The 24,756-nt window shown below is 45.3% G+C and carries 19 protein-coding genes; 6 read left to right on the plus strand and 13 right to left on the minus strand.

Annotation, left to right across the window (positions count from 1 at the left end; genetic code table 11):
• The first annotated feature begins 5 nt into the window (after positions 1-5).
• Positions 6-2,099 carry a M12 family metallo-peptidase gene (locus tag AAEU32_RS14775; protein WP_421971301.1) on the plus strand — a complete coding sequence of 698 codons (2,094 nt, stop codon included), beginning with the start codon at positions 6-8 and terminating at the stop codon, positions 2,097-2,099.
• Positions 2,100-2,249: 150 nt separating this feature from the next.
• Here AAEU32_RS14775 and AAEU32_RS14780 read toward each other — a convergent pair whose 3' ends face one another.
• Together AAEU32_RS14780 and AAEU32_RS14785 are read right to left on the minus strand one after the other, a co-directional pair.
• Complete coding sequence (locus AAEU32_RS14780; RefSeq protein WP_421971302.1) at positions 2,250-2,981, minus strand: oxygen-binding di-iron domain-containing protein; 732 nt, start codon at positions 2,979-2,981, stop codon at positions 2,250-2,252.
• Positions 2,978-3,586, minus strand: coding sequence for a chemotaxis protein (locus AAEU32_RS14785; protein WP_421971303.1), 609 nt, complete (start codon positions 3,584-3,586; stop codon positions 2,978-2,980). Before AAEU32_RS14785 ends, AAEU32_RS14780 begins: the two co-directional genes overlap by 4 nt.
• Before the next feature lie 487 nt (positions 3,587-4,073).
• On the opposite strand from AAEU32_RS14785, the gene AAEU32_RS14790 reads away from it, so the two are divergent.
• The gene (locus AAEU32_RS14790; RefSeq protein WP_421971304.1) at positions 4,074-6,749 is read left to right on the plus strand and encodes a TonB-dependent receptor; all 2,676 of its coding nucleotides are present in this window, start codon (positions 4,074-4,076) and stop codon (positions 6,747-6,749) included.
• A 101-nt stretch (positions 6,750-6,850) separates the two neighbouring features.
• Positions 6,851-7,555, plus strand: a complete 705-nt coding sequence (gene hutC, locus AAEU32_RS14795) for a histidine utilization transcriptional repressor HutC (RefSeq protein WP_421971305.1) — start codon at positions 6,851-6,853, stop codon at positions 7,553-7,555.
• A 24-nt stretch (positions 7,556-7,579) separates the two neighbouring features.
• Here the strand turns inward: hutC and AAEU32_RS14800 are convergent, their stop codons facing one another.
• The 7 genes from AAEU32_RS14800 to AAEU32_RS14830 all read right to left on the minus strand — a co-directional run bounded on the left by AAEU32_RS14800 (position 7,580) and on the right by AAEU32_RS14830 (position 18,698).
• The gene (locus AAEU32_RS14800; protein WP_421971306.1) at positions 7,580-8,671 is read right to left on the minus strand and encodes a hypothetical protein; all 1,092 of its coding nucleotides are present in this window, start codon (positions 8,669-8,671) and stop codon (positions 7,580-7,582) included.
• A 176-nt stretch (positions 8,672-8,847) separates the two neighbouring features.
• Positions 8,848-10,671 (minus strand): 2Fe-2S iron-sulfur cluster-binding protein, encoded by a 1,824-nt coding sequence (locus tag AAEU32_RS14805; RefSeq protein ID WP_421971307.1) that lies wholly within the window; start codon positions 10,669-10,671, stop codon positions 8,848-8,850.
• Positions 10,671-14,564, minus strand: a complete 3,894-nt coding sequence (locus AAEU32_RS14810) for a CusA/CzcA family heavy metal efflux RND transporter (RefSeq protein ID WP_421971308.1) — start codon at positions 14,562-14,564, stop codon at positions 10,671-10,673. Before AAEU32_RS14810 ends, AAEU32_RS14805 begins: the two co-directional genes overlap by 1 nt.
• Positions 14,565-14,580: 16 nt before the next feature.
• On the minus strand, positions 14,581-16,314 hold the full coding sequence (locus AAEU32_RS14815; RefSeq protein ID WP_421971309.1) for an efflux RND transporter periplasmic adaptor subunit: 1,734 nt from the start codon (positions 16,312-16,314) through the stop codon (positions 14,581-14,583).
• The gene (locus AAEU32_RS14820) at positions 16,314-17,711 is read right to left on the minus strand and encodes a TolC family protein (protein ID WP_421971310.1); all 1,398 of its coding nucleotides are present in this window, start codon (positions 17,709-17,711) and stop codon (positions 16,314-16,316) included. The genes AAEU32_RS14815 and AAEU32_RS14820 overlap by 1 nt, the downstream gene beginning before the upstream one ends.
• Complete coding sequence (locus AAEU32_RS14825) at positions 17,711-18,196, minus strand: DUF411 domain-containing protein (RefSeq protein WP_421971311.1); 486 nt, start codon at positions 18,194-18,196, stop codon at positions 17,711-17,713. The genes AAEU32_RS14820 and AAEU32_RS14825 overlap by 1 nt, the downstream gene beginning before the upstream one ends.
• Before the next feature lie 100 nt (positions 18,197-18,296).
• Complete coding sequence (locus AAEU32_RS14830; RefSeq protein WP_421971312.1) at positions 18,297-18,698, minus strand: hypothetical protein; 402 nt, start codon at positions 18,696-18,698, stop codon at positions 18,297-18,299.
• A 191-nt stretch (positions 18,699-18,889) separates the two neighbouring features.
• Here AAEU32_RS14830 and AAEU32_RS14835 point away from each other — a divergent pair, with 191 nt between their 5' ends.
• Together AAEU32_RS14835 and AAEU32_RS14840 are read left to right on the plus strand one after the other, a co-directional pair.
• On the plus strand, positions 18,890-19,762 hold the full coding sequence (locus AAEU32_RS14835) for a helix-turn-helix domain-containing protein (RefSeq protein ID WP_421971313.1): 873 nt from the start codon (positions 18,890-18,892) through the stop codon (positions 19,760-19,762).
• Between the two features lie 79 nt (positions 19,763-19,841).
• On the plus strand, positions 19,842-21,230 hold the full coding sequence (locus tag AAEU32_RS14840; protein WP_421971314.1) for a S41 family peptidase: 1,389 nt from the start codon (positions 19,842-19,844) through the stop codon (positions 21,228-21,230).
• Between the two features lie 87 nt (positions 21,231-21,317).
• Here the strand turns inward: AAEU32_RS14840 and AAEU32_RS14845 are convergent, their stop codons facing one another.
• The 3 genes from AAEU32_RS14845 to AAEU32_RS14855 all read right to left on the minus strand — a co-directional run bounded on the left by AAEU32_RS14845 (position 21,318) and on the right by AAEU32_RS14855 (position 23,029).
• Positions 21,318-21,566, minus strand: a complete 249-nt coding sequence (locus AAEU32_RS14845) for a hypothetical protein (protein WP_421971315.1) — start codon at positions 21,564-21,566, stop codon at positions 21,318-21,320.
• A gap of 116 nt (positions 21,567-21,682) precedes the next feature.
• A complete protein-coding gene (locus tag AAEU32_RS14850; protein WP_421971316.1) occupies positions 21,683-22,669 on the minus strand; it encodes a nuclease-related domain-containing protein in 987 nt (328 codons plus the stop codon).
• Between the two features lie 105 nt (positions 22,670-22,774).
• A complete protein-coding gene (locus tag AAEU32_RS14855) occupies positions 22,775-23,029 on the minus strand; it encodes a DUF3297 family protein (RefSeq protein WP_421971317.1) in 255 nt (84 codons plus the stop codon).
• A gap of 155 nt (positions 23,030-23,184) precedes the next feature.
• On the opposite strand from AAEU32_RS14855, the gene AAEU32_RS14860 reads away from it, so the two are divergent.
• A complete protein-coding gene (locus AAEU32_RS14860) occupies positions 23,185-24,333 on the plus strand; it encodes a PA0049 C-terminal domain-containing protein (RefSeq protein ID WP_421971318.1) in 1,149 nt (382 codons plus the stop codon).
• A gap of 59 nt (positions 24,334-24,392) precedes the next feature.
• On the opposite strand, the gene AAEU32_RS14865 is transcribed toward AAEU32_RS14860, so the two are convergent.
• Positions 24,393-24,746 (minus strand): cupredoxin domain-containing protein, encoded by a 354-nt coding sequence (locus tag AAEU32_RS14865; RefSeq protein ID WP_421971319.1) that lies wholly within the window; start codon positions 24,744-24,746, stop codon positions 24,393-24,395.
• Between the last annotated feature and the right edge of the window lie 10 nt (positions 24,747-24,756).

The following is a 24,756-nucleotide window of genomic DNA, read 5'->3' on the forward strand; positions in this document are numbered from 1 at the left end:
CACACATGAAACCTAATAAACCATTGGCACTGTGCACTTTGGCGATGGCAACCAGCTTTGCATTAAGCACAAGCGCTGCGGCAAACTCTGCCAGCAACCAAGCAAACATTCCCTACCAAGCTGTGGAAAATTTGCCACACAGCCGCCTGAAAACAAGTTTGTCGAAGCTACCTGCCCCCGTTCAGCAGAAGGTATTAAACAAGCTCAGCTCCCTTGGTATCCCAGTTGTTGATACTGACTTTATCGAAGCTGATGACAACGGCGAAATCTATTATGTTGAGATGGGTTTGAGCGTAGCACCCTCTGCAACAGTGCAAGCTAGCACCCAAACCTTACCTGAAATTGATGTGTTCAATTTGCACAGCAAACCCGCGGCTGCAAACACCGTCTACCTAGATTTTGACGGCGGTGAGGTGAGTGGCCGTGCCTGGGGCGGCGGCACCAGCTATGCCACCCTTCCCTATGACTTAGATGGCGACCCTGCATCTTTTAATGATTCAGAGCGTGCTCGTATCCACGAGATTTGGACGCGTATGGCGGATGATTTTGCCGCGTTTGATATAAATGTGACGACACAAGCACCAGCGACTTTTGGCCCTAACACGGGTTGGGTATTATTTACCAAAGACACTGATGCCAATGGCATAGCGATGCCTTCGCAAGGGGCTGGAGGCGTTGCTTATGTGAATGTCTGGGGACGTAGCGATTATACCAAATATCAACCTGCGTTTGCCTATTACAACCGCCTTGCATCCGGTGCTGCGAACACCATGGCTGAAGCTGGCTCTCACGAGCTAGGCCATAACCTTGGTTTGAGTCATGATGGCACATCAACAACCTCCTATTTCAGTGGCTTAGGTGAAAACCTAGATGTGAATAGTTGGGCGCCAATAATGGGCAACTCTTATAGAAAAAATATTACCCAATGGAGTATTGGTGAATACCCCGATGCCAACCAGTTTCAAGATGATATCGCTATTATCACCTCTAAACTTGGTGCATCTAGCGACACCGAAGGCACACAAACGTCCCCCAATACACTCACTATGGATGAATTTGGCCAATTCAGTGCGACCAACCGCGAAGCCGATCCAAGCAACGCACAAATGGCAAACAAAGGCACCATACAACAAGGTGACAGCGACTGGTTCCAATTCAGTGCGGGCACAGGGGCAGCGCAATTCAACGCCAACCCGGCATGGGATGCTTTTACGCGTGAGTCTCGCCGCGGCGCCAACTTAGACATTGGCTTGCGTCTTTATAACGCACAGGGCGATGTGATTGCCGCAACAGATGGACAAAGTGACTCCAACGCGTCATTGTCATTGGACTTGGCTGAGGGGGTTTATACACTTGAAGTCTACGGCGCATCAGGCCCGTACGTGAGCAACTATGCAAGCCAAGGGCACTATTATCTATCAGGGTATGTGCCACCCACAGCACCCGATACAACAGCACCGGATCCAAACCCGATGACATTTGCAATCGCTCCAAATGCAATTAGTCATGACCAAATCACGATGCAAGCCACAACTGCAATTGACGATAATGGCGCTGTGGTGAGCTACTTGTTCTCTTGCACTCAAGGCACAACAAATTGCACTGACAGCGCTTGGCAAAACAGTACTCAGTTTAGCGCTTCGAACTTATCAGCTCAGACGCAATATTGTTTCACAGTGCAAGCGAAGGATTTAGCAAACAACATGACCTTACCTTCAGCCTCGTTATGTGCAACGACACCTGCTGAACCACTGCCTCCTGCGACGCCTTCATCTTTAGTTGCAACAGATGGACAAAATGGCAGCGCATCGTTGCACTGGGGTGACAACAGTGACAATGAAACGGGCTTTGAGATCCAGCGTGAAAAGCAGCATAAAAACGGGCAATGGCGTGCAACCACGTTTATTACTGAAACTGGTGAAAATACAACAAGCTATGTAGACAGTAGTGATACTGGAGTATTTCGTTATCGCGTTCGCGCCATTAATACGGTGGGCGCATCACCTTGGAGTAACTGGGCGCAGGTTACAGTAACCAGCGACAGCTCTGGCGGTGGTGACGGCGAGAAACCGTGTAGAGGTAATAAGTGCACTAACTGATTACCTATGGTGAACCTTAACATTCACCATAGCATTACCACATTGTTGGCCCCCTGATGTTATAAGACCAAAGCAGCCAATTGGCTGCTTTTTTCATGGTATAGCACCCTAGTGACTGCTGCAAAAATAAACAGCAAAGATCAACACGCCCTAACAAGCTTGGCCAACACTGAGGTTTTCAAACCACTCTAAGAACTCATCGACCATTTCACCCTTAAAAATACGACCGTGTTGCGGCGCCAACATATCGATTTCCAGTTCGCGTACACGCGCTACCCAGTTGTTCTTTGCTGTATTAGAGGGCATCCATCGACGGTGAAAAAGTTCCATATGCTTCACATGCTGGCCAAAGTCTTCCACAAACATAGGCACATCCCCTTTTTCTAGAGCCGCACCAATATCTCCACTCATCAAAATGCGCGCATTGGCATCGTAGACGTTAAAGTTACCGGAAGAATGGAGGTAATGCGCCGGGATAAAACGCAGACTTATGGGGCCCAAATCAATACTTCCGCCCTCATCTTTAATTGACTCATAACGAATATTGTCCATGCCAAAGTGACGGATAAACCCTTCCCACAACCACGGAGCATAGAGCTTGGCATTGGGAATGGTTTTATCCCACAAGCCCAATGACGAGATAATGTCAGGGTCTTGGTGAGATGCAAATAATGTGGTCAATTGCTCAAGCTTTATATGCTGCAGCACACTGGCGAGCATAGGCGAAAATAATTCGATACCGCCGGGGTCCAACAGCATCGCTTGAGACGTTGTTTTTATCAAATATTGGTTAGTATCAATGATGCGCTCAGCTTTGGAGTCATCTCGTCCGAACACGACCCACTCGTGCTCCTTGCCTGAAAAAATGGTTGTAGATTTCAAATGGCATTCCTTTGAATTTTACTTATTTCTTTTAAATTACTGACCGTAGCTTGTTTAATCTTCAACGCAGCACCAACGATATAATCCGACACAGACTCTAATGAATGGCAAAACTCATTCGCTTGAGAAGCCTCGACTCTGGAACGAACCGCGATGTATTCTGCGCTGCGCATTTGCTTTTCTATCTCTTCAAAATAACTCTGAAGCGCAAATAGGGTATGAGAGAAGTGCTGCATCTGAGCCAAAAAATCCTGCTCGGCTTCATACACCCGCTTGGCCAACGCTTCGCAATCATGCTGCCCTGCTGCTTTGCGCAAGTGACTGGCGTACTGCTGGTTTCGCATTACCGCCAAAGCAAGCTTAAATAAGGTGTTTGATTGGGTTTCGATGTGATTAGAAATTTGAATTGTGGCTGTTGAGAATTCATCAATGTAATTAGTGATGGGGTCAAATCCTCGGGCTTCGTCACCAGCGCGAATAGCCACCACCCGCGCGTTCTTAGCTGTTAGCGAGAGACGTTTCGCTTCACCCACAATAATGCTCAGATTTGCAACGACTTTCGCCACAATCACAAAATTATCTATCGTACTTTTGTCAGCTTGCATGCACTTCAAGTGTTTAAGAATTGGCCTTTAATGAAGCTTAGATAATATCTTGCCAGTGTCTAGGGCACATGAAGCTTTACTATGTGTTTTTGCAGCATTTATTAGCATACTTTGGCAAATCAGAACCTGCGTCCAGTGAGATTTTGTGAAAGTCAGGTGATAACACGGTGAAGATACCCCAATGGCACTTTCTAGAAGGGTCATCAATAGAAAGCTTTTTTATGCATAAAGCATGTGCTGACACCCCCTCCTTTTACAGCTTAAACATAGATTTTGCGAATTATGCGGTATATACCGGAAAGCCAACCGAATGTTAAAGAATGAGTAAAAATGTGAAAAATAAGTAAAAAAGTATCATTGTATATACCACGTTCTTGTCCTATAACTTAATAGCGGTATATACAGCAGGGAATAAAATAGTAATGCCGAACGGAAAAAGAAAGATAGGATAATTTTTAATAAAATTAATTCAATAGGTTGGAGTAAAATGAAATTATCACCAATAACAAAAGTGCTATGCTTGACTCTCCTCGCATCCCACTCAGTACACGCACAAGATGAACAAATTGGCCAACAAAGCGAAGCCGATATTGAAAAGATTCAAATCACCGGTAGCCGCATTAAACGCACCGATATGGAAGCGGCTAGCCCGGTAAGCGTTATCACCTCAGATCAAATTCTCGCCACGGGTATTTCCAATGTTGAAAACCTTCTTCAAGAAATGTCTTTTTCTGCGGGTGTAGCTGGTAACCAAACTAACGCCTATTGGACTAGCGGCGGCTACGGTACTGCGCAAGTGAACCTGCGCGGTATGGGTATTAAAAGAACACTCGTTTTATTAAATGGTCGACGCGTTGTCTCTGGTGGTACGGGAGCAAACAGCTCTGTTGACTTAAACATGATACCAACCTCCATCATTCAACGTATTGAAGTGCTTAAAGATGGTGCATCGGCAGTATATGGCGCAGACGCTGTTGCTGGCGTGGTAAATATTATCACTAAGAATGATTTTGACGGTGCGGAGCTAGATGTTAAAGCTGGTATGGCTGATGATGGTGACGGCGAGAGTCAAGATATCAGCCTAAGCCTCGGTGGTGATTTTGATAAAGGCAACTTCTTTGTCAACGCGACATACAGTAATAGTGAAGCTGTACGCCAATCTGATCGTATCGACTGTCCAGTCTATGGCGATGAAAATGGCGACTTAATCTGCTTTGGCAGTGGCACTACCGAAGGTGGTAGAGCGCTTTTACCTGATGGTACTTCGGTACAATTTAACCAAAATCCTGATACTGCGACATATGGCGATGATTTTGGTCCGTACAACAGCGCACAACATGGCTTCGACTGGTTACCGTACCTTAATGCGGTTAGTCCACTTGAGCGTGTAAGCATCTCAAACTTTGCCAAGTACCGCCTAAATGATGACACGAGTTTGTTTTACGAGGCGATGTACACAAAACGCAAGGCTCAACAAATTGTCACCCCGCGTAATGGTTTCGGTGGCATAAGTGTTGATGCTGATTTTCGTTACAACCCAACAGGCCAAGACGTGGAGTTCCAACGCCGTCGTAACACCGAGCTAGGAGCGCCATACTTTTTCCAAGAAACAGATACCGTACGTATCGTACTAGGTCTTGATGGCGAGTGGAGCAATGGTTGGTACTGGGATATCGCCTATAACTATGGTCGCAATACAGGCAAAGATGGTTGGACGTTCGATATTGACCCATCAAAAGCACAACAAACACTTGATGATAGCATCTGTACATACGACAACAGCAACGGCATCCCTTGTGGCGATTGGTTCGGTGTTAACGAGCTGACAGATGAGGTCATCGACTATGTAAAATATCGCCGAGAAGGTACCGGCGGTAATGAAATGCGTACGTGGACTGCGAATATTTCAGGTGAATTATTAACACTTCCTTATGGTGCACTTGCAATGGCTGTGGGTGCAGAAAAACGCTGGGAAAGTGGCTGGCGCGATCCTGACTCAACCGTTCTTGCCAATGGTCTAGAAGACAAAATTGCCGGCGATTTCAGTGTAACAGAAGCCTACTTCGAACTCTCAGCCCCATTACTAGCAGACATGAAGTATGCACAAAAAGTAGATGCTGAATTTGCTATGCGTTATTCAGACTACGATACGCTTGACCCTGAAACGACATACAAACTTGGCCTTACGTGGAAAATCGATGACAGTTTGATGCTACGTACAGTGAAATCAACGGCCTTTAGAGCACCCGCCATTACTGAGCAATTTGGTGGCACTAATGGTGAAAATTTGCGTACCATCGACCCATGTGAGAATGCAACGGGCGCCATCGCGACAAACTGTTTGGCTGATAATGTGCCTGCTAACTTCGTGCAAGATGGCACAACGGTATTGACGAATGTAGGTGGCAACCCTAATATCGGTCCTGAAGAAGCTGACACGCTTACTGCCGGTATTGTTTGGCAACCTCAATTTGTTGAAAACCTATCGATGACACTCGATTACTTTGATATTGAGGTTGAAAGTGCAATTACTTCAGTAAACGGTTCTGACATGCTGAAGCTATGTTATGAAGACCCTATTGGCAACTCTGAATTCTGCGGTACATTTACTAGACACCCGCTAACTAGACAGGTTACTGAAATCAATCAACGACCAGTGAATGCCGCGACTGAGAATGTCTCGGGCCTAGACTTCAATATGGAATACTCGTTTGATTTATCAGGGCTAAATGCAAAAACTACGTTAGATGTAACACGTCTATTAAAGCATGAGAGTACACCATTTGCAGGTCAACCCACGATTGATAAGGTTGGTTACATCACTGAAGACCAAGGTAGCTACACAGAATGGCGCAGTAACTTCAACTTTATGGTCATGGCAGATGCGTGGTCTGCGGGTCTTTCAGTACGCTACATTGGTTCGGCAGATGACGTAAATGGCGGGGATTTCGATCCTCAGGGTAAATCGGTTGAATCATTAATGTACACCGATATCCAGGGTTCTTATCGCATCAACGATGATATCCAGCTATCCGCGGGTATCGATAACCTCTTTGATAAGAAAGCACCTTACCTGACATCGTGGAATGACGCTAACACTGATGTTATGACTTACGACTTAATTGGTCGCCGTGGTTTTGTAAGGTTAAATTATAAATTCTAACGGTATAAAAGTCTGAACTTCGTGTGGGCTGAGCAATACGTTGTAAGGCCTACACGACTTAAAGTGTAAACACCCCAGCCACAAGGATAATGTTGTACACAATGCAAGTTCCTAAATACAAAGAAATTAATAATTTTATAGTCGCGCAAATAAACAGCGGAACTTGGGCCGAGAATCACAAGCTTCCCTCAGAAAATGACCTTGCAGAACAGCTTGATACCAGTCGTATGACCGTAAGGAAATCTCTGGAGCAACTTGTCGCTGATGGCTTTTTGTATCGCCGTCCAAGCGTAGGTACATTTGTTTCACCGAAAAAAGTGCAAAGTTCCTTTTTAGAGATCAGGAATATAGCTGATGAAATCAGCGAACGCGGTCACAGCCATTCTAGTGTGGTGCTAAGCAAAGTCATGATGCGCCCGACTGACAAGTTACTAGAACTATTAAAGCTCGAACGCTATGTGGATGTAGTAAGGGTGGTTATTCTTCACCTAGAAAATGGGAAACCCTTTCAATTAGAAGAGCGCTACGTCAATGCCGAGCTTGTTCCAGACTTTTTCAATCAGGACTTTACGAGCACAACCAGCAGTGAATACCTCAGTGCACAGTTACCAATCACCAGCGCTGAAGTATCAGTTGAAGCCATCAACCCACAAAGAATATTGAAGCATCACCTCAACTTGAGCGAAGATGAGCCCTGTTTAAAACTGACGCGCATCACCACCTCGGGCAGTAATACAGTGAGCTTTGCGAACCTATATCACTCAGGTAATTCTTTTAAGCTGACGGGTAAATTGGTGTCACTGTAGGATAAGCAATATGGGGAAACCCCTTTATTGTATACTTAACAGCAATGTCTCATATGCTTGTTTATGCTTACCATCTTTGGCGAATACAGCGGCCAACTCTTTTCGTATATCTCTTACCTCAGCAATCATCTCATGATGACTCGCAGCAGCTATCGCATCCTCATAACTTTTATAGCATTCGCTGACTTGGTACTGACATGCAAATTCAGCAATGTGCCTAAGAACAAGCACCTGAGCTATAGACGAGTTGGTGTTCGAGGCACTCTTTAGGGCCATATCAAGAGATTGCTTTGCTTCGTCTATCAATCCCAATTGAGTTTGAAGCTGCGCCATACGAGATAAGGTGAACGCTTGATTCAGGTTATTATTGTCTTTTATTGCCCAGTTCAATGAAAGTTGCATTGCCACTAACGCGCGCCTCAGGTCTCCTCGCATGGCTTCAGCTTGGCCCAAGTGATAATAACTCACTGAGGTAAAATGCGCGCTTCCTTCTTGCTGGAAAATCATCAAGGTGTCGTTAATGACTTTTATAGCTTGATCGTATTTTTTAAGCCCCGTAAGAATTTTTGTATAACGCTGCAACAACACTGCTTTTTCAAAGTCATCAGGTAAGAAGGAGATAAACTTCTTCGCTAACTGCATATTTTGTGAAATTGCATCTTTTCGGCCAATCTCTATGTTGGCAAGAATAAGCTCGATTACCGCACTAGTTTCAAGCAGGGGATCATTAACTAGCTTGGCTTTTTCATACGCAACTTTGGCAGTTGCAAGGTATAGCTTCCCTTCTCGTTTTTGGTAATAACCACGCGCTTGGCTTACCATCGCCCTCGCAGACCAATAGTCATTGAGTACGCCAGAATTTTGCGCGCTATCAACATAGCTGAGAATGTACTCGGGCTGATCGATGTAATAAGCCATTTCCGAGAGAATGACCTGCAATCTCGCTTTTTTAATCGGTGATGTTTCAGTATTAACGCTCTGTTTGAGCTCGTAAAAATATTGCTCAGGCCGTTTTTTAATCTCGTCATTAATTTCTTTTAGATTAATGGCTGTCACCTGTGCGCTGACTGACCAGCTACACATCGCCATCAATATGACTACCAACATTCTCGCCATGAGTTTATTCACCTAATTTTAAGCACGATACCAAGCATTGAAATAAACAGCACACTCCCACGAGTACTTAAACGTTACGTTACTCCAAAAAGCGCATAAAAAAAAGCTAAGTTACTGATTCTTAATACCCAAATCAGAAACCTAGCTTTAGAATATGGTGTCTATTGTTATTAGCTTTAGCTAAAGCTATCGAAGTGAATTACGTCAGCGCTTACTCCCATTTCTACAAGCTTTTCAATAGTTTGATCCATCATCGCTTTAGGACCACACATATAGTAATGCGCACCTTTAAGCGTGTCTTTATCAACATTATCAAACAAGACTTGCTGTGCGTAACCCGTGGCCCCTAACCAATCAGCATTGGCTTGAGATAATACCGGCGTGAACCTGAAGTTTTCATATCGTTGGCTCAAATCAAAAAACTCCTCTTGATACAACAAGTCTTCTTCATGTCGTGCACCAAAGTAGAAGTGAATCACCTGCTTGGAATTTCGTATTAATAACAAGTCGTTGATAATAGCGCGTAATGGCGCCATTCCAGAACCTGCACCTATCACAATGATTGGCGCAAAACGCTCATCATCAACGTAGAACTCCTCGAATGGACCGAGCGCATCGACCGTATCACCTATACCGAGGTTGCACAGGTAACTTGAGCCAAAACCAACTGGCAAATGACCTGCAGGTGCTTGTTGGTATTTGATAGCAAACACCAACTCATCATCGCGCTCGCTCACTGACGTCAACGAGTAGTTTCGTGAACAGGCTGGACGCGGGAACTCTTGCTCCTGCGTATCATCCCAGTGCGCAAGATACTCAGCAGGTATGTCTGCTGGTCGCGCCTGTGCTTGACCCTGCGGAATAAAGAAGCGCATAAACGCTCCGGCCTTATAGGCCAACGGTGGACCTTGTACTTTAAAGCGCAACTCTTTTATATCAGGGCTAACAAATTCGCTACCAACTAATGTCAGTTCAACTTTTTTAGCTTCTGTTACATCAAAGATTGTCATATCTTCAACATCATCAGAAAAATGCTGACAAGCCAACCTAAACCCTTGATTTAGCTCAGACTCAGTGAAATGTTCTTGATCGGCTGATGTCACTTTAGGCGCGGGGTTGATCAACACCTTACAGCGTCCACATGTACCGCCACCACCGCATGTCGATGGTAACGCAATACGGTGTTCGGCTAAGCCATCGAGAAGATTGCTCGCCGTCGACAGTTCCACTTTATCGATTAGCTGTTGCTGATGATCAAAGAGCTTAATGGCGCTGCGTTTTGATAGCACAGCCACTTTATACTGTCCGCGTCGAATAAGATCCACGGTCCAAATTAACCCCGTCAACGATAGCCACAAGGTGACAAAGGCAAACACAATAATTTGAATATTGTTAAAACTTCCCTCATTGCCATAGTCCATGAAGTGCAACATGAAAAAGATGTCAGCAAAGCGTTTGTGCGCGTCACTGTGACCCACGACTCGACCGGTATAATCTTCGATATAAACACTGGTCTGAATATCGTCATCAAAGTTCACGCGCCACGTCGCATTTTTCTGCTTAGGGAAATCCTCCAAAGGGGGCTGCAGCAAAGTCACATCCATAACACTGCCTGGGCCATTGTATGATTGCTTGGCTAAGCGAGTCGCAAACGCCTTATCAATGCGCACCTCGTTTCCTGTGTACGCATCAAATAGGCTGTAGTCATTTTCAAAATAAGCGTACAAACCTAGCTTGTGAGTCAACAAGTAATAGGGGTTACCGAGTAACTCTATTTGTTTAAGTGACACACTGGCATTGGCATTGGCTAGTATCTCGCGAGGCTCAACTAATGCAGAGACATCAATGTTTGTTTCGTGATGGGCATGAGCACGGTAGGTGTGTCCGCCCACTTTATGGTGATCCATTACATTGAAGTAAATACCACTAATTAACCACAGCATAAATTGGATGCCGATCACCGCCGACGTCCATTTGTGTATTGTTCTAACCCACTGCATTAGACACTACCTCTTTGAATATTATTATTTTTATCTAGATCTTGGGTAAGTGAATGTTCTTGCTCGTTCTTTTTGATGACTCTGAAGTAAGCCAAAATCATACCCGCAAGGCCTGCAAAAATGCCAAACAGGGTAAACCAAAACAGCAACAGGTTATCAATCTCACTGTCTTGGTAATCCATAACATGGAATCTGAACATCCAATCGAATAGACGCCACCACTCATGTCGCTTCGCCAGCACTTCACCCGAACGCGCTGAGATATACAATGAAGGACTACCAAAGTTATCAAAGTTCACACGCCAAGCAGGCAACGCATTGTGCACACGGCGACTCAACTCAAATGGAGGATTGGAATCAATATACTCAACACTGCGCACATCCCCACTGCCTGTATACTCATGTTTGGCAACGGCAATTGCCTGCTTTTCACTCAGTGGTGACAATAAAACACCTGAGTTAGCATCCACGAGATAGTGTGTATCTTGCTGCACAAAGCGATAAACAGGCTTATCAACATGCACTCCCAGTGACAGATTTTCTAACTCTGGATATTGCGCTCGCAAAGAGCTCATTGGGTAATTGACTTGCTGATAAGCAACCTTTGTTTGATGATTTTTGACTAAGGTATCGCCGTGAATATAGTCAATATCAAAAAACACCATATAAGCACCAGTTACAGACCACACCACAAACTGAGAGCCTAAAAACAGCATTAACCACTTGTGGTACTTACGGCTGCTTTTTAGCAAGCTAAATGGGGGGGTATTGTCTGCGTCGATGGCCCGTGCTCGCCATATAAAGTACACCGCTGGCAATACTAATAAGGTAAGTACCACGGCACTGAGCATCCCGCCGACCATGGGCGCAGCAATTCGGCTCATCACTTCAGAGCCAGTACCTGAGCCATACAAAATTGGCATAAGACCAGTGATAATGGTGGCAACAGTCATCATCACAGGGCGAATTCGCATTCCCGCCCCCTCCATAATGGCCTCGGTCAATTGCGCTCGACCAAACGCGGTACCTTGCTCTTTGGCACGGATTTTCGCTTCCTTGAAGGATTGGTTTAAATAAACCAACATGATCACGCCAATTTCCACAGCGACCCCTGCTAGGGCTATGAAGCCAACGCCCACGGCAACAGAGAAGTTGAAGCCCTCGAGATACATTAACCACAAACCACCAATCATCGCCATCGGCAAAGTAATAATGATGATGCTAACCTCCACCAAAGAGCGGAAGTTTAAATAAAGCAGTACCACAATAATCGCGAGGGTGAGTGGTAATACATAGGTCAGCTTATCTTTCGCACGCTCCATGTATTCATATTGGCCAGCCCAGTTAATCGAATAGCCTGCTGGTAAATCGAGATTGGCCGCTAAATGCGCCTTGGCATTTTCAACATAGGTGCCAACATCAACATCTGCGATATCAATGAAGGTCCAACCATTAATACGGGCATTTTCACTTTTAATACCCGGTGGACCAATCTCAATGCGAATATCCGCCACATCACCCAACGCAATACGCTCGCCCCTAGGTGTGACTACGGGTAAACGGGATAGCTGCTCTGGTGAGTCACGGTAATCCTGAGGGTAGCGCAGGTTCACAGGATAACGCTCTTGCCCCTCAATGGTTTGCGTCACGTTCATACCACCTATGGCAGTTGAGACGACCTGCTGCACATCGGCGATATTTAATCCAAAGCGGCTGGCTTTTTCACGCGAAATATCCACGGTGATATAACGACCACCCGCGACACGCTCAGAGTATACCGACGCGGTGCCTTGCACCTGAGGCAATAGCTGTTCAATTTGCTGGCCGATTTGTTGAATCACATCCAACTTAGGCCCTGCCACCTTGATACCAACAGGCGTTTTAATCCCTGTCGCTAACATGTCAATGCGCGTTTTTATCGGCATGACCCATGCATTGGTAAGCCCCGGGAACTTAACAAGTTTATCAAATTCAGCCTTGAGACTTTCAGTGGTTACGCCCTCTCGCCACTGATCTTTTGGCTTAAGCTGAATGAAGGTTTCAATCATGGTCAATGGCGCTGGATCGGTTGCCGTTTCAGCGCGGCCAACTTTACCAAAGACATTCTCAACTTCAGGCACGGTGCGAATTAGCTTATCTGTTTGTTGCAGCAATTCACGCGCTTTACCGATAGAGATCCCCGGATACGTTGTAGGCATGTACATCAAATCCCCCTCATCAAGAGGTGGAATGAATTCACTGCCAATTTTATCTACTGGGTAGAAGCCCACAACCGTCAGCACAATCGCCAATACCACAGTCATTTTCGGGAACTTCATTACCTGTCTCAGCACTGGGGTATAGATGGCAATCAACAAGCGGTTAAGTGGATTTTTCTTCTCTGATACCACTTTACCGCGAATGAAATAGCCCATTAATACAGGCACCAGCGTAATTGCTAAACCAGCAGACGCCGCCATTGCATATGTTTTGGTGTAAGCAAGCGGAGAGAACATGCGTCCTTCTTGCGCCTCTAAGATAAATACAGGCAAAAAGGACACGGTGATGATAAGTAAGCTGAAGAATAACGCAGGGCCTACTTCTGAGGCGGCTTTTGCCACTATTTCCCAGCGATTTTCATTGGTCAGCGGCGTTTTCTCCATATGCTTGTGCATATTTTCTATCATCACGATGGCGCCATCGGTCATCGCACCAATGGCGATGGCAATGCCCCCTAAGGACATGATGTTGGCGTTAATACCCTGCATGTGCATGATAATAAACGACACCAAAATCCCAAGCGGTAATGTCACGACAGCCACAATCGACGAGCGCAAGTGGAACAAAAAGGCCACACACACCAAGGCGACTATCGCAAGCTCTTCAACCAATTTACTCCAAAGGTTATCAACCGCATTTTCGATAAGCTTTGAGCGGTCATAAACAGGAACAATTTCAACACCTTCAGGTAATGACGACTTCAATGATTCAAGCTTTTCCTTAACGCCATTGATGGTCTGCTGCGCATTTTCACCAAAGCGCATTACGACAACACCACCCACTACTTCGCCTTCGCCGTTTAGTTCGGCAATACCACGGCGCATCTGTGGGCCTAAGCTGACAGTGGCTACATCGCCGACACGCAAAGGAGTGCCCTGACTATTGAGACCGAGTGGAATTTTCTCAATATCTTGCACAGATTTGATATAGCCCGTTGCCGTTACCATGTACTCGGCTTCGGCCAACTCAACCACCGAGGCTCCAGTTTCTTGGTTGCCACGTTGCAATGCGACCTGTATCTGCGCCAACGGGATGTTATACGCGCGCAACTTATCTGGGTCTACCTGTACTTGGTATTGCTTGACCATACCACCGACAGCCGCAACCTCAGATACGCCAGGTACGGTTTGCAGCTCATATTTCAAGAACCAATCTTGGATACTGCGCAGTTGGCTTAGGTCATGTTTACCGGTCTTATCTGCAAGTGCATAGATATACACCCAGCCCACCCCAGTGGCATCGGGGCCAAGTTGCGGTTTAGCAGTATCTGGTAAACTTGAAGCTACTTGACTCAGGTACTCCAGTACGCGAGAGCGAGCCCAATATAGATCGGTATCGTCATCAAAAATGATGTACACATAGGAGTCGCCAAAGAACGAGAAACCGCGCACAGTTTGTGCTCCCGGTACTGACAACATGGCTGTAGTCAGAGGAAAGGTTACTTGATCTTGCACCACCTGAGGCGCTTGCCCGGGGTAGCTAGTTTTAATAATTACCTGAACATCAGATAAGTCAGGGATTGCATCAACTGGTGTATTCTTCAATGAATACACTCCACCGAAAGCAATGATTAAGGTGATCAGTAATACAAAAAAGCGGTTGCCAACGGACCAGCGAATTATTGATTCAATCATACATCGACTCCCTTACTTAATGCATCGAGTGGTCAACAGCATCTTGATGCTGTTGCACTTCGCCCGCTGGTGAGATTTCAGTGATCACAAAATCATCTCTTATCTCAAACGTAAAGGTCACGTCATCGCCTACACTGAGCAATGAAATATCTACATCCTGCGCTACGATAAAGTCCATGGTCGCCGCTGGGCGGTCCCATTTTTCTATCGGCCCACGGCTGATATTTATCACCCCAGTTTGTGCATCAATCGCGTTAATGACACCATCTACTGTGGCACTGGATACCTGCGGCTGAGTCATAATGTGAATACCGGTCAAGGTGTAACTACCATCATCGGCTTTAGTCACTTCAAAGTGCAGCGTTTGGCCAGCTTTGAGTTCATTGATGTCAACAGAATCGGCGACCATGAAATCCATGGTCATTTCTGGCCATCCCCACTCTTTTGCAGGGCCATGGGTAATATTCACCATGCTGTGGCCTGCCATCACACTGTTGATTTCGCCTTCCATCCATACTGATTTTGGCTCGTCATTAACTGACATGCGTTTAAAGTCAGAGTTCTTGCTCGATTCAGAGTCAATAAGGAACTGCGCCGAAGTGACTACGACATCACCTTCATTCAGCCCGTCTAATACCTCAATTTCATCCGCACCGACGCGCCCTATCGTGACTGCAATGGATTTAAACTGGCCATCGCCAAAATCAAGCACCACGCGATCTTGCTTACCCGTTCTGATCACTGCCTCTTTTGGCACAACCAATGCGTTAGCACTCTTTTGAGCTTTAATAGCCACCTGAGCGAACATATTCGGCTTAAGCTCATAACCTGGATTATCAAACTTCAAACGCACTCTGAGTGTACGAGTTTGACTATTCAAAGTCGGGTACACATAGCTGACCACACCTTGCCATTGTTTGCTTGGCAGGTAATCTAGCGTCATAGTCACATCTAGACCTTCACTGATAAGCGCAGCATCGCGTTCAAATACCTCAGCTTCAACCCAAACCTGATCTAGCTTAGCAATACTCATAAGCGTATTGCCTGGGCTGACATAAAATCCCTCGCGTACTTGTAACCCCTCTATCACCCCTTTTTGCGGCGAATAAAAGGTAATGTTTTGCTGCACGCGCTTGGTGCTCTCAAGGGTGGCAATAAACTCTGCTGACAACTGTAATGATTTAAGGCGTGCTTTTGCCGCTGACACAAGTGACGGTGTATTGCGTTTAAGCGCGATTAAGAACTCTTCTTGCGCATTGACTAGCTGAGGAGAATAGAGCGTATATAAAGGCTGCCCCTTCTCTACTGGATCGCCTGCTGCTTTGACATGCAACTTTTCAATCCACCCATCAACACGTGGATGAATATGAATAAGCGCATCCTCATCGTACTGCACATAGCCGACGGTGGAGATGGTGGTTTCCATTGCTTTTGTTTCAACGCTTGTTGTGCGCACACCTAAGTTATGCACTACATTTGGTGCAATTTTCACCGCACCAGGGCCAATGTCATCACCGCCTGTGTCTTCTTCATAAACAGGCACCAAGTCCATGCCCATAGGCGATTTACCCGGTTTATCTCGGCGGTAATTAGAGTCCATAGGCGCAACCCAATACAGTGGCTTTTTCTCACCTGAGTCTGGCGCTGCGCCTTCACCCGCACTGTGCTCACCTTGGAATAAACTCATACTTGCAGCGCCAAGTACTGCGCCAATAATCACGGCGATAATGGTTTTGTTGTTAGCTGACATTATTGTTCTCCACTTAGGTGATTATGCTGTGACTGGCCCTCATTTGAGTGCTGGGGCTCATAACGGGTAAAAAAGTAATTGATGCGCGCTACGGTTTTCAATAAATCAACATCGATTTTCAATGCTGAGATACGCGCGTTTAGCTCCGCAATGCGAGCTCTTACAACTTCTGCAAAATCACCATCGTCATTGGTGTACGCGGTTAATGCAGCTTGAGCTTGGTCGTAAGTTTGTTTCAAAAGCTGATTCTCATAGAGCGACTTTCTATCTTTTAAGCGCACTATCTGCTTCATTTCTTTTTCAATTGCGCTCAACATCTGCTTCATTAGTAGTAACTTTTCAGTTTTTACAGCCTCAGTTTGAGCAACCGATGCGGCAACTTGTTTATCTTGGCGGTGCTGGGTGAACAGCGGCAGATCAAACGACACGCCAACGGAGAAAAAGTCTGCTCGAGAGTCTCCTGATGGCATATCTCCTCGATAGCCATAACTGGCATTAACGCCCCATTGAGGTTTATAACTTTGCTGCGCCAATTCCACATCTTTCGCTGATACTTGCTGCTTTACATCGATTGCCATCAGCGCTGGGTGCGAAGCGATGACCGCCGCTACAGCAGAGCGATTGTATGGCTGTGCAGCCAGTAAATCGCCGTTCGATAAACGCATTGCTGGCAGCGCATCAGCTACGCTGTAGGTGTGTTGCGCATCATTTACATCAAAGTTCAGCGCCTGTGCCTCTTGGTCATATTCCTGCAACCACTCATTGAGTGCCGCCAATGACGTTTCGAGCTTTTGCTGCTCAACGGTCAATCTGTCTTCAAGTTGCACGATTTCTAGCTGCGCGCGGATCACATCTTGTTGACGTGTTTTGCCGATAGCACTGGCATAACTTGCCTGCGCGACCTCTGCAATTTGTTCAAATAGCACGCGATCCGCTTTTATTAGCTCAATCGTACGATTCGCCAAATACGCATCGAGCCATAATTGTGACACTTGGCTCTGTAGTTGAGCCTTGCGATTAGCACGTAAAAGTGGGTATTGGCTTGATTGTAATTGCAACTTATTTTGCGTGATATCTAGGCTATCGCCACGGGGGAACATCTGCGTCACACCCACTTTCAACTGCGTCATCCCTTCTTGCTCAAAACTCCACGTATCCACGGGCATATTCATCAAGCCAACTGATACCGTTGGGTCTGGTAAGGTTCCCGAAGCGATACTTTTGTGTTCAATCGCTTGCTGTTGTAAACGATTACCTTCTAACCAAGGGTCATTTTGATGCGCAAGCATAATCGCTTGCTCTAGGGATAGCTTTTGCTGCGATAACGCAACAGGTGAACTCAGCCCAAGCGTTAAGCCAAGCACGATTGTCGATGTGCGAAAAGAGCAAGCCTTCATTAGAACTGTTCCTCATAAGAATTAATCTCAGCAAAAACCTCACTACTGCCGTCTTTGAATAAAATGAGTACCTTGTAGGGCATAAACTTATCGCCCACTTCCATACCGGGCGAGCCCACAGGCATTGCAGGTACAGTCAGACCAATGGCATTTGGGTGATCTTGTTGCAAAAATTGGCGAATGAATTTAGCCGGAACATGCCCCTCGAAGGCATAGCCATTTCGTGTAATTGCAGTGTGGCAAGAGCGGTAATTAGCCCCGATGCCAAGCTTGGCTTTCACCGGGCTGATATCATGAAAGTCTTGTGAATACGCGATGATGCCGTCGTTTTCGATATGAGTAATCCACGCCTTACAGCAGCCACATGTTGGTGTTTTATACACCATTAATTCAAGTAACTCATTGTTAGTGCTCTCTTTTGCAAGCACAGCACTCGGCATTAAAAGGCATAACGCCACGATAGTTAGTACATACTTCTTAATCATTTTTGCCCCCAGCACAGGCTGGATTTGTCACGCATTAGCGTGGGTTAACACAAGGGTACATGGGTACCAATTACCAAATTTTGGGCGCATTAGCCCTGTGTTAGGCGAAAATGGGTGGGCGGAAAAAAGCAGTGTGTATAGAAAAAGGAAGCTGAACAGCAGCAGTGATAATAGACTCACCACCGGTATAAACGTCGGCCAAGGTTGGCACTGAGTTCAAAGCGCTATAAGACGCGCAGGCATTAGGCGGACAATAACAGCTGTCATCGCAACAGTCATCACCAGCCATACTGTGTGCCATGTTTGCGCTCACATGCTCCATCTCTTGATGGTTCATGTTGCTGTGGTCCATCATCGTCATTGAGGTAGCAGACATTGCATTGCCGTTGGCATGCATTGGCATCGACATTTCACACATCATTGCAGAACTAGCCGCTGCTTGCCCAAACATGGCAATCAGTACTACTGCAACAATCATGAGTTGTGAAACCAGTTTCGTCATAACGCTCTCGAATAATGTTCGATAAGTAGCCTAAGCTAATTTCACTTTAAAGTAAATGATTTAGCGATTGCTGCTGCGCCTCGTTAATAAACTGGACAGCTGTTCTGACATGATTTGTCACAACTTTTTGGCACAAAGATGTGTTTTATTGGTTACAGTGTAAACCAAGCTGCAATCAAGGGATTATTGGCGTGTTATCAGCTACGTACATTGAAGTTAAACCACCCGCTTTGTTATCCCCCTTTATCGAGAGCATTGCCCTGCGCAAATTAGCCGGCTCATTGACGTGCTTACCTCAGGGTGTATTTCATTTATTTTGTCATTGTGAACCCATACACTTTAGCCCTTTAGATAATACAACACACACTGTAGCAGCAGGCTCAAGCCTTCTGGGCCAACAACTAAGTTCATATCAGCTCAAAAGTGACAAAGAACAATGGCTGATGGTGGTCTCACTTAAACCCTTCGCATTTTTCAAACAGCAAAAAATCAGCGCGTACGAGATAAAAAACACGCTACAAAGTAGCAAGGAAATCTTTGTCGACAACTGCGAGTTCGATGCGCTAATGCGATGGCTGCGGATGTTGCCAGCGCAGGCATCAGCAATACAGTTACAACAAGGTGTCAGCATAATATTGCCATGGCTAAAACGGCAATTTATAGACACTGACTTCATTATCAATAGCAAACTAAGAGCTCAGACAAATGCCGTTTTGCTCTGCCGTGGCGACATACAAATCAATGAGATCTGTAGTCAATTTGACGTGAGCAAAGTCACTTTGCGAGATCACTTTATGGCTAATTTAGGCTTGTTACCTAAAGAGCTCTGTAAGGTATGGCGGTTAAACAACTTTGTGTTGCACGCATATAACAGGAAATCACATCTCATCGATGCGGCACTCGACGTCGGCTACTACGACCAAGCACACTTGAACAGAGAATTTAAGTCAGTGTGCGGCTTACCCCCAAAAACCTATTTTAAGGCTCATCCAGACTACACACTGGGGCACGTATGTGATGTGATTCAACGTCGTTTTACCGGTGTATACGATCCCTTTATTTAGCCCTTACTTTTTTACAATTTTTTTTATCCAAACACTGATTTACTAACAAATAGACTCTCTCGAATAAGGGATTAAGAACATGAAAAGAATGAAAAAAGCGACAATCGCGCTGATACTAAGTTTCGCCAGCGCCCCCGTATTAGCAAAGCCAATCACTGAGGCCCAACAGCAAGAAGTAATCACAAAGATTACCCAATTAATGAGCGATAAGTATGTGTTCCCAGAAATGGCTGCACACACCAATAAAAAATTAACCGCCGCATTGAAAAATGGCGAATTCTCAAACTACCTAGACGATGAAGAATTTGCTGACGCGTTATCAACATGGCTACAACAGCACGCCGAAGATAGGCACCTGAGGGTAAAGGCAAATCCAGTCCAAAAAGACGTCAAGGGCGCAGAGTCTCGTCTGCATCAGAAATTAACCACAAAAGCGCGTTTTGACAAACTCAATCAAGGCGTTGTCGAAGCCAAGGTATTTGCAGACAACATTGGCTATCTTGATTTACGTGGATTTTCCCATTTATCGCACAGCAAAACTTACATCGACTCAGCAATGCAATTGCTGGCTAACAGCGATGCTGTGATCATAGACTTACGTAAAAATGGCGGAGGCTCTCCGCGAACCGTGCAATACCTGTGTAGTTACTTTTTTGATGAACCGCTATTACTCAACAGCCTTTATTTTCGCGAGGGTGATGAAACCCGAGATTTTTATGTGCTAGACGAAGTCAATGGCAAGAAAATGCCTGATGTGCCACTTTATGTGCTTACCAGCAATAAGACATTCTCGGGCGCTGAGGAATTTAGCTACAACATGCAAACTCGCGACCGCGCAACGCTTATTGGCACAACAACTGGTGGCGGAGCAAACCCCGGGGGTATGTTTACGATAGATGAGAACTTTCGCATGTTTATCGCAACGGGTACGGCAATCAACCCAGTCACCAAGACTAACTGGGAAAGTGTGGGTGTAAAACCTGATGTTGAAGTTGCTGCTGACGAGGCGTTAGATAAAGCGCTTGAGCTGGCCACAGCTCAGGTGAACGAATCATGGAGCGAACTCAAAGCGCAACGTGAAGTGCAATCTCAACAGCTATTGCAAATACTCGATAATGTTAAAAGCAGTAGCGATTCAATAGAGCAAATTAATGCTCAGTATCAACAAAAAGTAGTAGAGCTAGTAACTCAGCTTCAACTAGGCGATAGAGACTTAGCGATGCTCGCACACGAGCGCTGGCAGAAATCTCCCCACTACGCAGCCTTCCTGTTTGAAATTGCGGTGGATATAAATGATAAAGAGACCTTCTTGTATGAATTTTGGGCTAGATCACTTGCCAAGATGGGCCATACCAAAGAAGCGCAGCAAATCATAAGTGTCGGTATCGATAAAGTCGAAGGAGATGAGCATATTACCATGCTCAAAGAAGCGCTCGCTGAGATCACAAGCGCGACTAAAACACTTTAGGTATTCACAGTCTAACTGCAAGACCAAAGCCGACATTTTTGCTTAATCCCTGCATGTCGGCTTTTTCATTCATGTCAGCTAGTACCACTAGTGCTTTTTCTGCGGACCTCGCTGAATCATTTCTTTGCCATTTTCATACACATCCTGCGACACCCAACGTCCATATAACAACTGGTGATTGTCATCTAGCACTGCAACAAACGGACGACCATCGGCATTGTTGGTCGCCAAAGCAATACCAGCTGCATTTTTAAGGCCCAAGGCACCGCTTTCAACTAAGCGTAAAAACTCTTCCAACGCCTCTAGGCTCTCAATGATTTCGTTATCGTTAATCATCACTATCACTCTCTTAAATTCAGATGAGCCAAAGAGTAACAGGTCTGGGCCTGTGTATAAACACGCCCTAGGATTTAGGTATGTACTGGCGAATAAAGCGCAGTTCAAATGCGACGTCACTGAGTTCTTGCTCTGATTTCCTTAACCTGCTGTATATGTTCTCGGTAATCTTCTTCTGTTGTAGCTTCCTCGCGTAACTCCAGTAACACATTGATCATATTCAATTGCTCTGGTGTAAATACAATCTCACGATAAGAAAGTATGTAATTAGTCATATCACTCAACATCACAACATTAGCTGGCATAGGCGTTTTAAAAGACGCTCTATCACCGAAAACCACTAAAGATTCAATGCCTTTGTCTACATCCAAGTATTCTTGCACTGCTTTGCAATGCTTAAAATTCTGCCTAAGGGGGTTCATAAACTGCGTTTTTAAACGTATCAAACTTTGGGTCCATTGCGCTTGGTATTCGCTGCCAAAAATCCAGCCCTTATAGTCCTTGCTTTCAATCACAAAAACACCAAAAGGTGTAACGAGCAAATGATCTACTTCCGTCCATTCGCCATTCTTGGTTTTGAAAAGCATATTTTTGTAAAGTGACACATCAGTTCGTTTTGTAAGCACTTTGAGTAATTGATTAACACGCCACTCCCCTAGATTTACTAATTTAAAGGGAAGTGCTATTCGATGCACGGCTATCAAGCCCAAGCAAAATAGAAAAAACAGCCCAATCATAAGGACGCTTATGAACATCAGCCCTAACCCATAAGTAGCCTGTGTATATGTGTAGGTGTGCGTTTCACGTTGAATGTCTTTGGGCATCTTTTGGACTACCCTTGGTTCGTTTACATTGCTATTTTTCATTGGCTTTTGGGCGACATTGGTCACATAAATATGTTGGTTTGTTCGCTCAAATACCTTTGGATTTATGCAGTGTTTATCCAGTTTTTGTTTAGCACTACGGTACTGCACTGACAATTTATTATGACTAAAGTCATTTGCCTGATGTTGCAGTAATATACATTCGGATTCAGTGTATTGATCATTAGCGTATAGAGGTGAAGACAGAAGTACACACGCTAAAAGGGGTATCCATTTCATTTTTAATATCCACGTCCAATGTGAATGTCTTAAGGTAGGTGGCTTGGGTACGATTTTCAACAAAAAAAGCAGGCTATCTGAGCCTGCTTTTTTACATTTTGAATCTTATGACTCGCGGTAGAAGACTTCTACAGTGCCTTTGCTCTTAAGCAATAAAGGCTGGCCGCGGCGGTCAAGCGCTTTAGGTGAAGCTACTTTAATCCAACCTTCGCTGATGCAATATTCTTCTACGTCAAAACGCTCTTTGCCGTTAAAACGCACGCCAATTTCATGCTGAAGGATTTCTTCGTTATAGAATTTGCTGCGTGGGTTGATAGATAGCATATCTGGAATAGCTGGCTTTGCACTTGAATCTGTCATGGTGATGTTTCTTTGATATTTAAAGTGAACGCTATTGTAGGTAATCCTTGAGCAATGCTCAATCATCAAAACGCTCAACTGATTTATTTGCACTGTTAAGGCGAGCGTAGGATAGTTACCTCAGTATAAATACATAACAAAAATAAAGGTTCGTCATGACTAAACTCCCTATTCTTACAGGTGCTTTGTTATGCGCTTTCTCGTCATTTGCAACCGAGCTCAGTGTAGAGGAGCAACGCATTGAAAAAGCGACTCAAGCCATGCCCAATGTATTGACCGCATTTTCAACCCAAGTTGAACAGTTTGAAAAGCAATGGCGCCAAGCTCAAAACTTTGCCCAAGCCAAAGCCTTAGTGCAAGAATACGCACATCAACTATGGCAAGATGCCAAAGCCCGTATCGCTGCAACACAAAGCTATGATGACCGCGAATTGTATTGGGCACGCTTACTTTCAAGTAAGGTGATTCGTTCCATTACAACAGGCTATGCCATGAGCGAAACTGAACAAAATGTATTGCTTAACTTACTTGAGCAAGGCAGCCGTGGGCAAAGCGACCTTGAATACACACATAACACGTCAAAGAAGATTCTACTAACAGGGTTTGATCCATTCTTGCTCGATAGAAACATTAACCAAAGCAACCCGTCAGGCGTTGCCGCGTTATTGCTCGACGGTCAAGTGATCAGTCATGATGGCATCGACGCACAGATCAATACCGTGATGATCCCAGTGCGCTATGAAGACTTTGACCAAGGTATGATTGAGGCCCTGCTTGCGCCCTACTACGCGCTTAATAGTGTCGATATGGTGGTCACTGTGAGTATGGGCCGCACTGATTTTGATTTGGAACGCTTCCCTGGTAAGCGCCGCAGTGTAACCGCACCTGACAACGCGAATATCGTCTATGGTGGCACCCAAACTGCCCCAAAAATATCAAGCCTCAATGGCCGCCCATTACCAGGCAATGAATTTGTTGAGTTCAGTTTGCCCGTTGCACACATGCAACAAGCAAAAGGCCCTTACAAAATCAACGATAACCATGAAGTCACCACGCTTGAAAAAACCTTCAAACCAAAGTCGTTATCGGAGCTAGAGGGGGCAGTGGCTGTCAATGGAGGCGGTGGTGGCTATCTGTCGAATGAAATATCGTATCGCAGTATTCGCCTGCGCAATGAGTTGAACTCAGACATTCCAACTGGCCATATCCACACGCCACGCATTCAACAGTTTGAGCCTGAAACAGAGGCGAAAATAGTACAGCAAATAAGAACCATGTTAGAGCTCAGCTTAAAAGCACTGTGACTTGCCATTTAATAACAACGCGCCCTATTGGCGCGTTTTATTCTTTTTAAACGCATGTTCTACACTACTTTTAATACCCCTCGGTACATCTGCATTTGACAATGAAAAGCATACTCACCTTTTGCGAGTGCACCTAAGGCCACTTGAGTAACGTCGCCAATTTGCAACGTCGCGCTCACCTCGAGTGCTGGAAAAATAACAGTTTCAGCACAGGGGGATGGGTCTGTACGTTTAAATTGCACCGTAATATTCTGCCCTGCTTTGACCTCAACAGAGGAAGGAATATAAACACCATCAACCACTTCAATCAGCAGAGTCTTCTCAGCTATCGCGGTGCTAGGCGGTGTATATAACCAAAACCACCACACAATGGCACCTATGAGCGCGAAACCAAGTATGTTTATGAGTATCATTGTATGAGTC

Origin of the sequence: Pseudoalteromonas maris (assembly GCF_049257235.1) — a bacterium.
Lineage (GTDB): Bacteria > Pseudomonadota > Gammaproteobacteria > Enterobacterales > Alteromonadaceae > Pseudoalteromonas.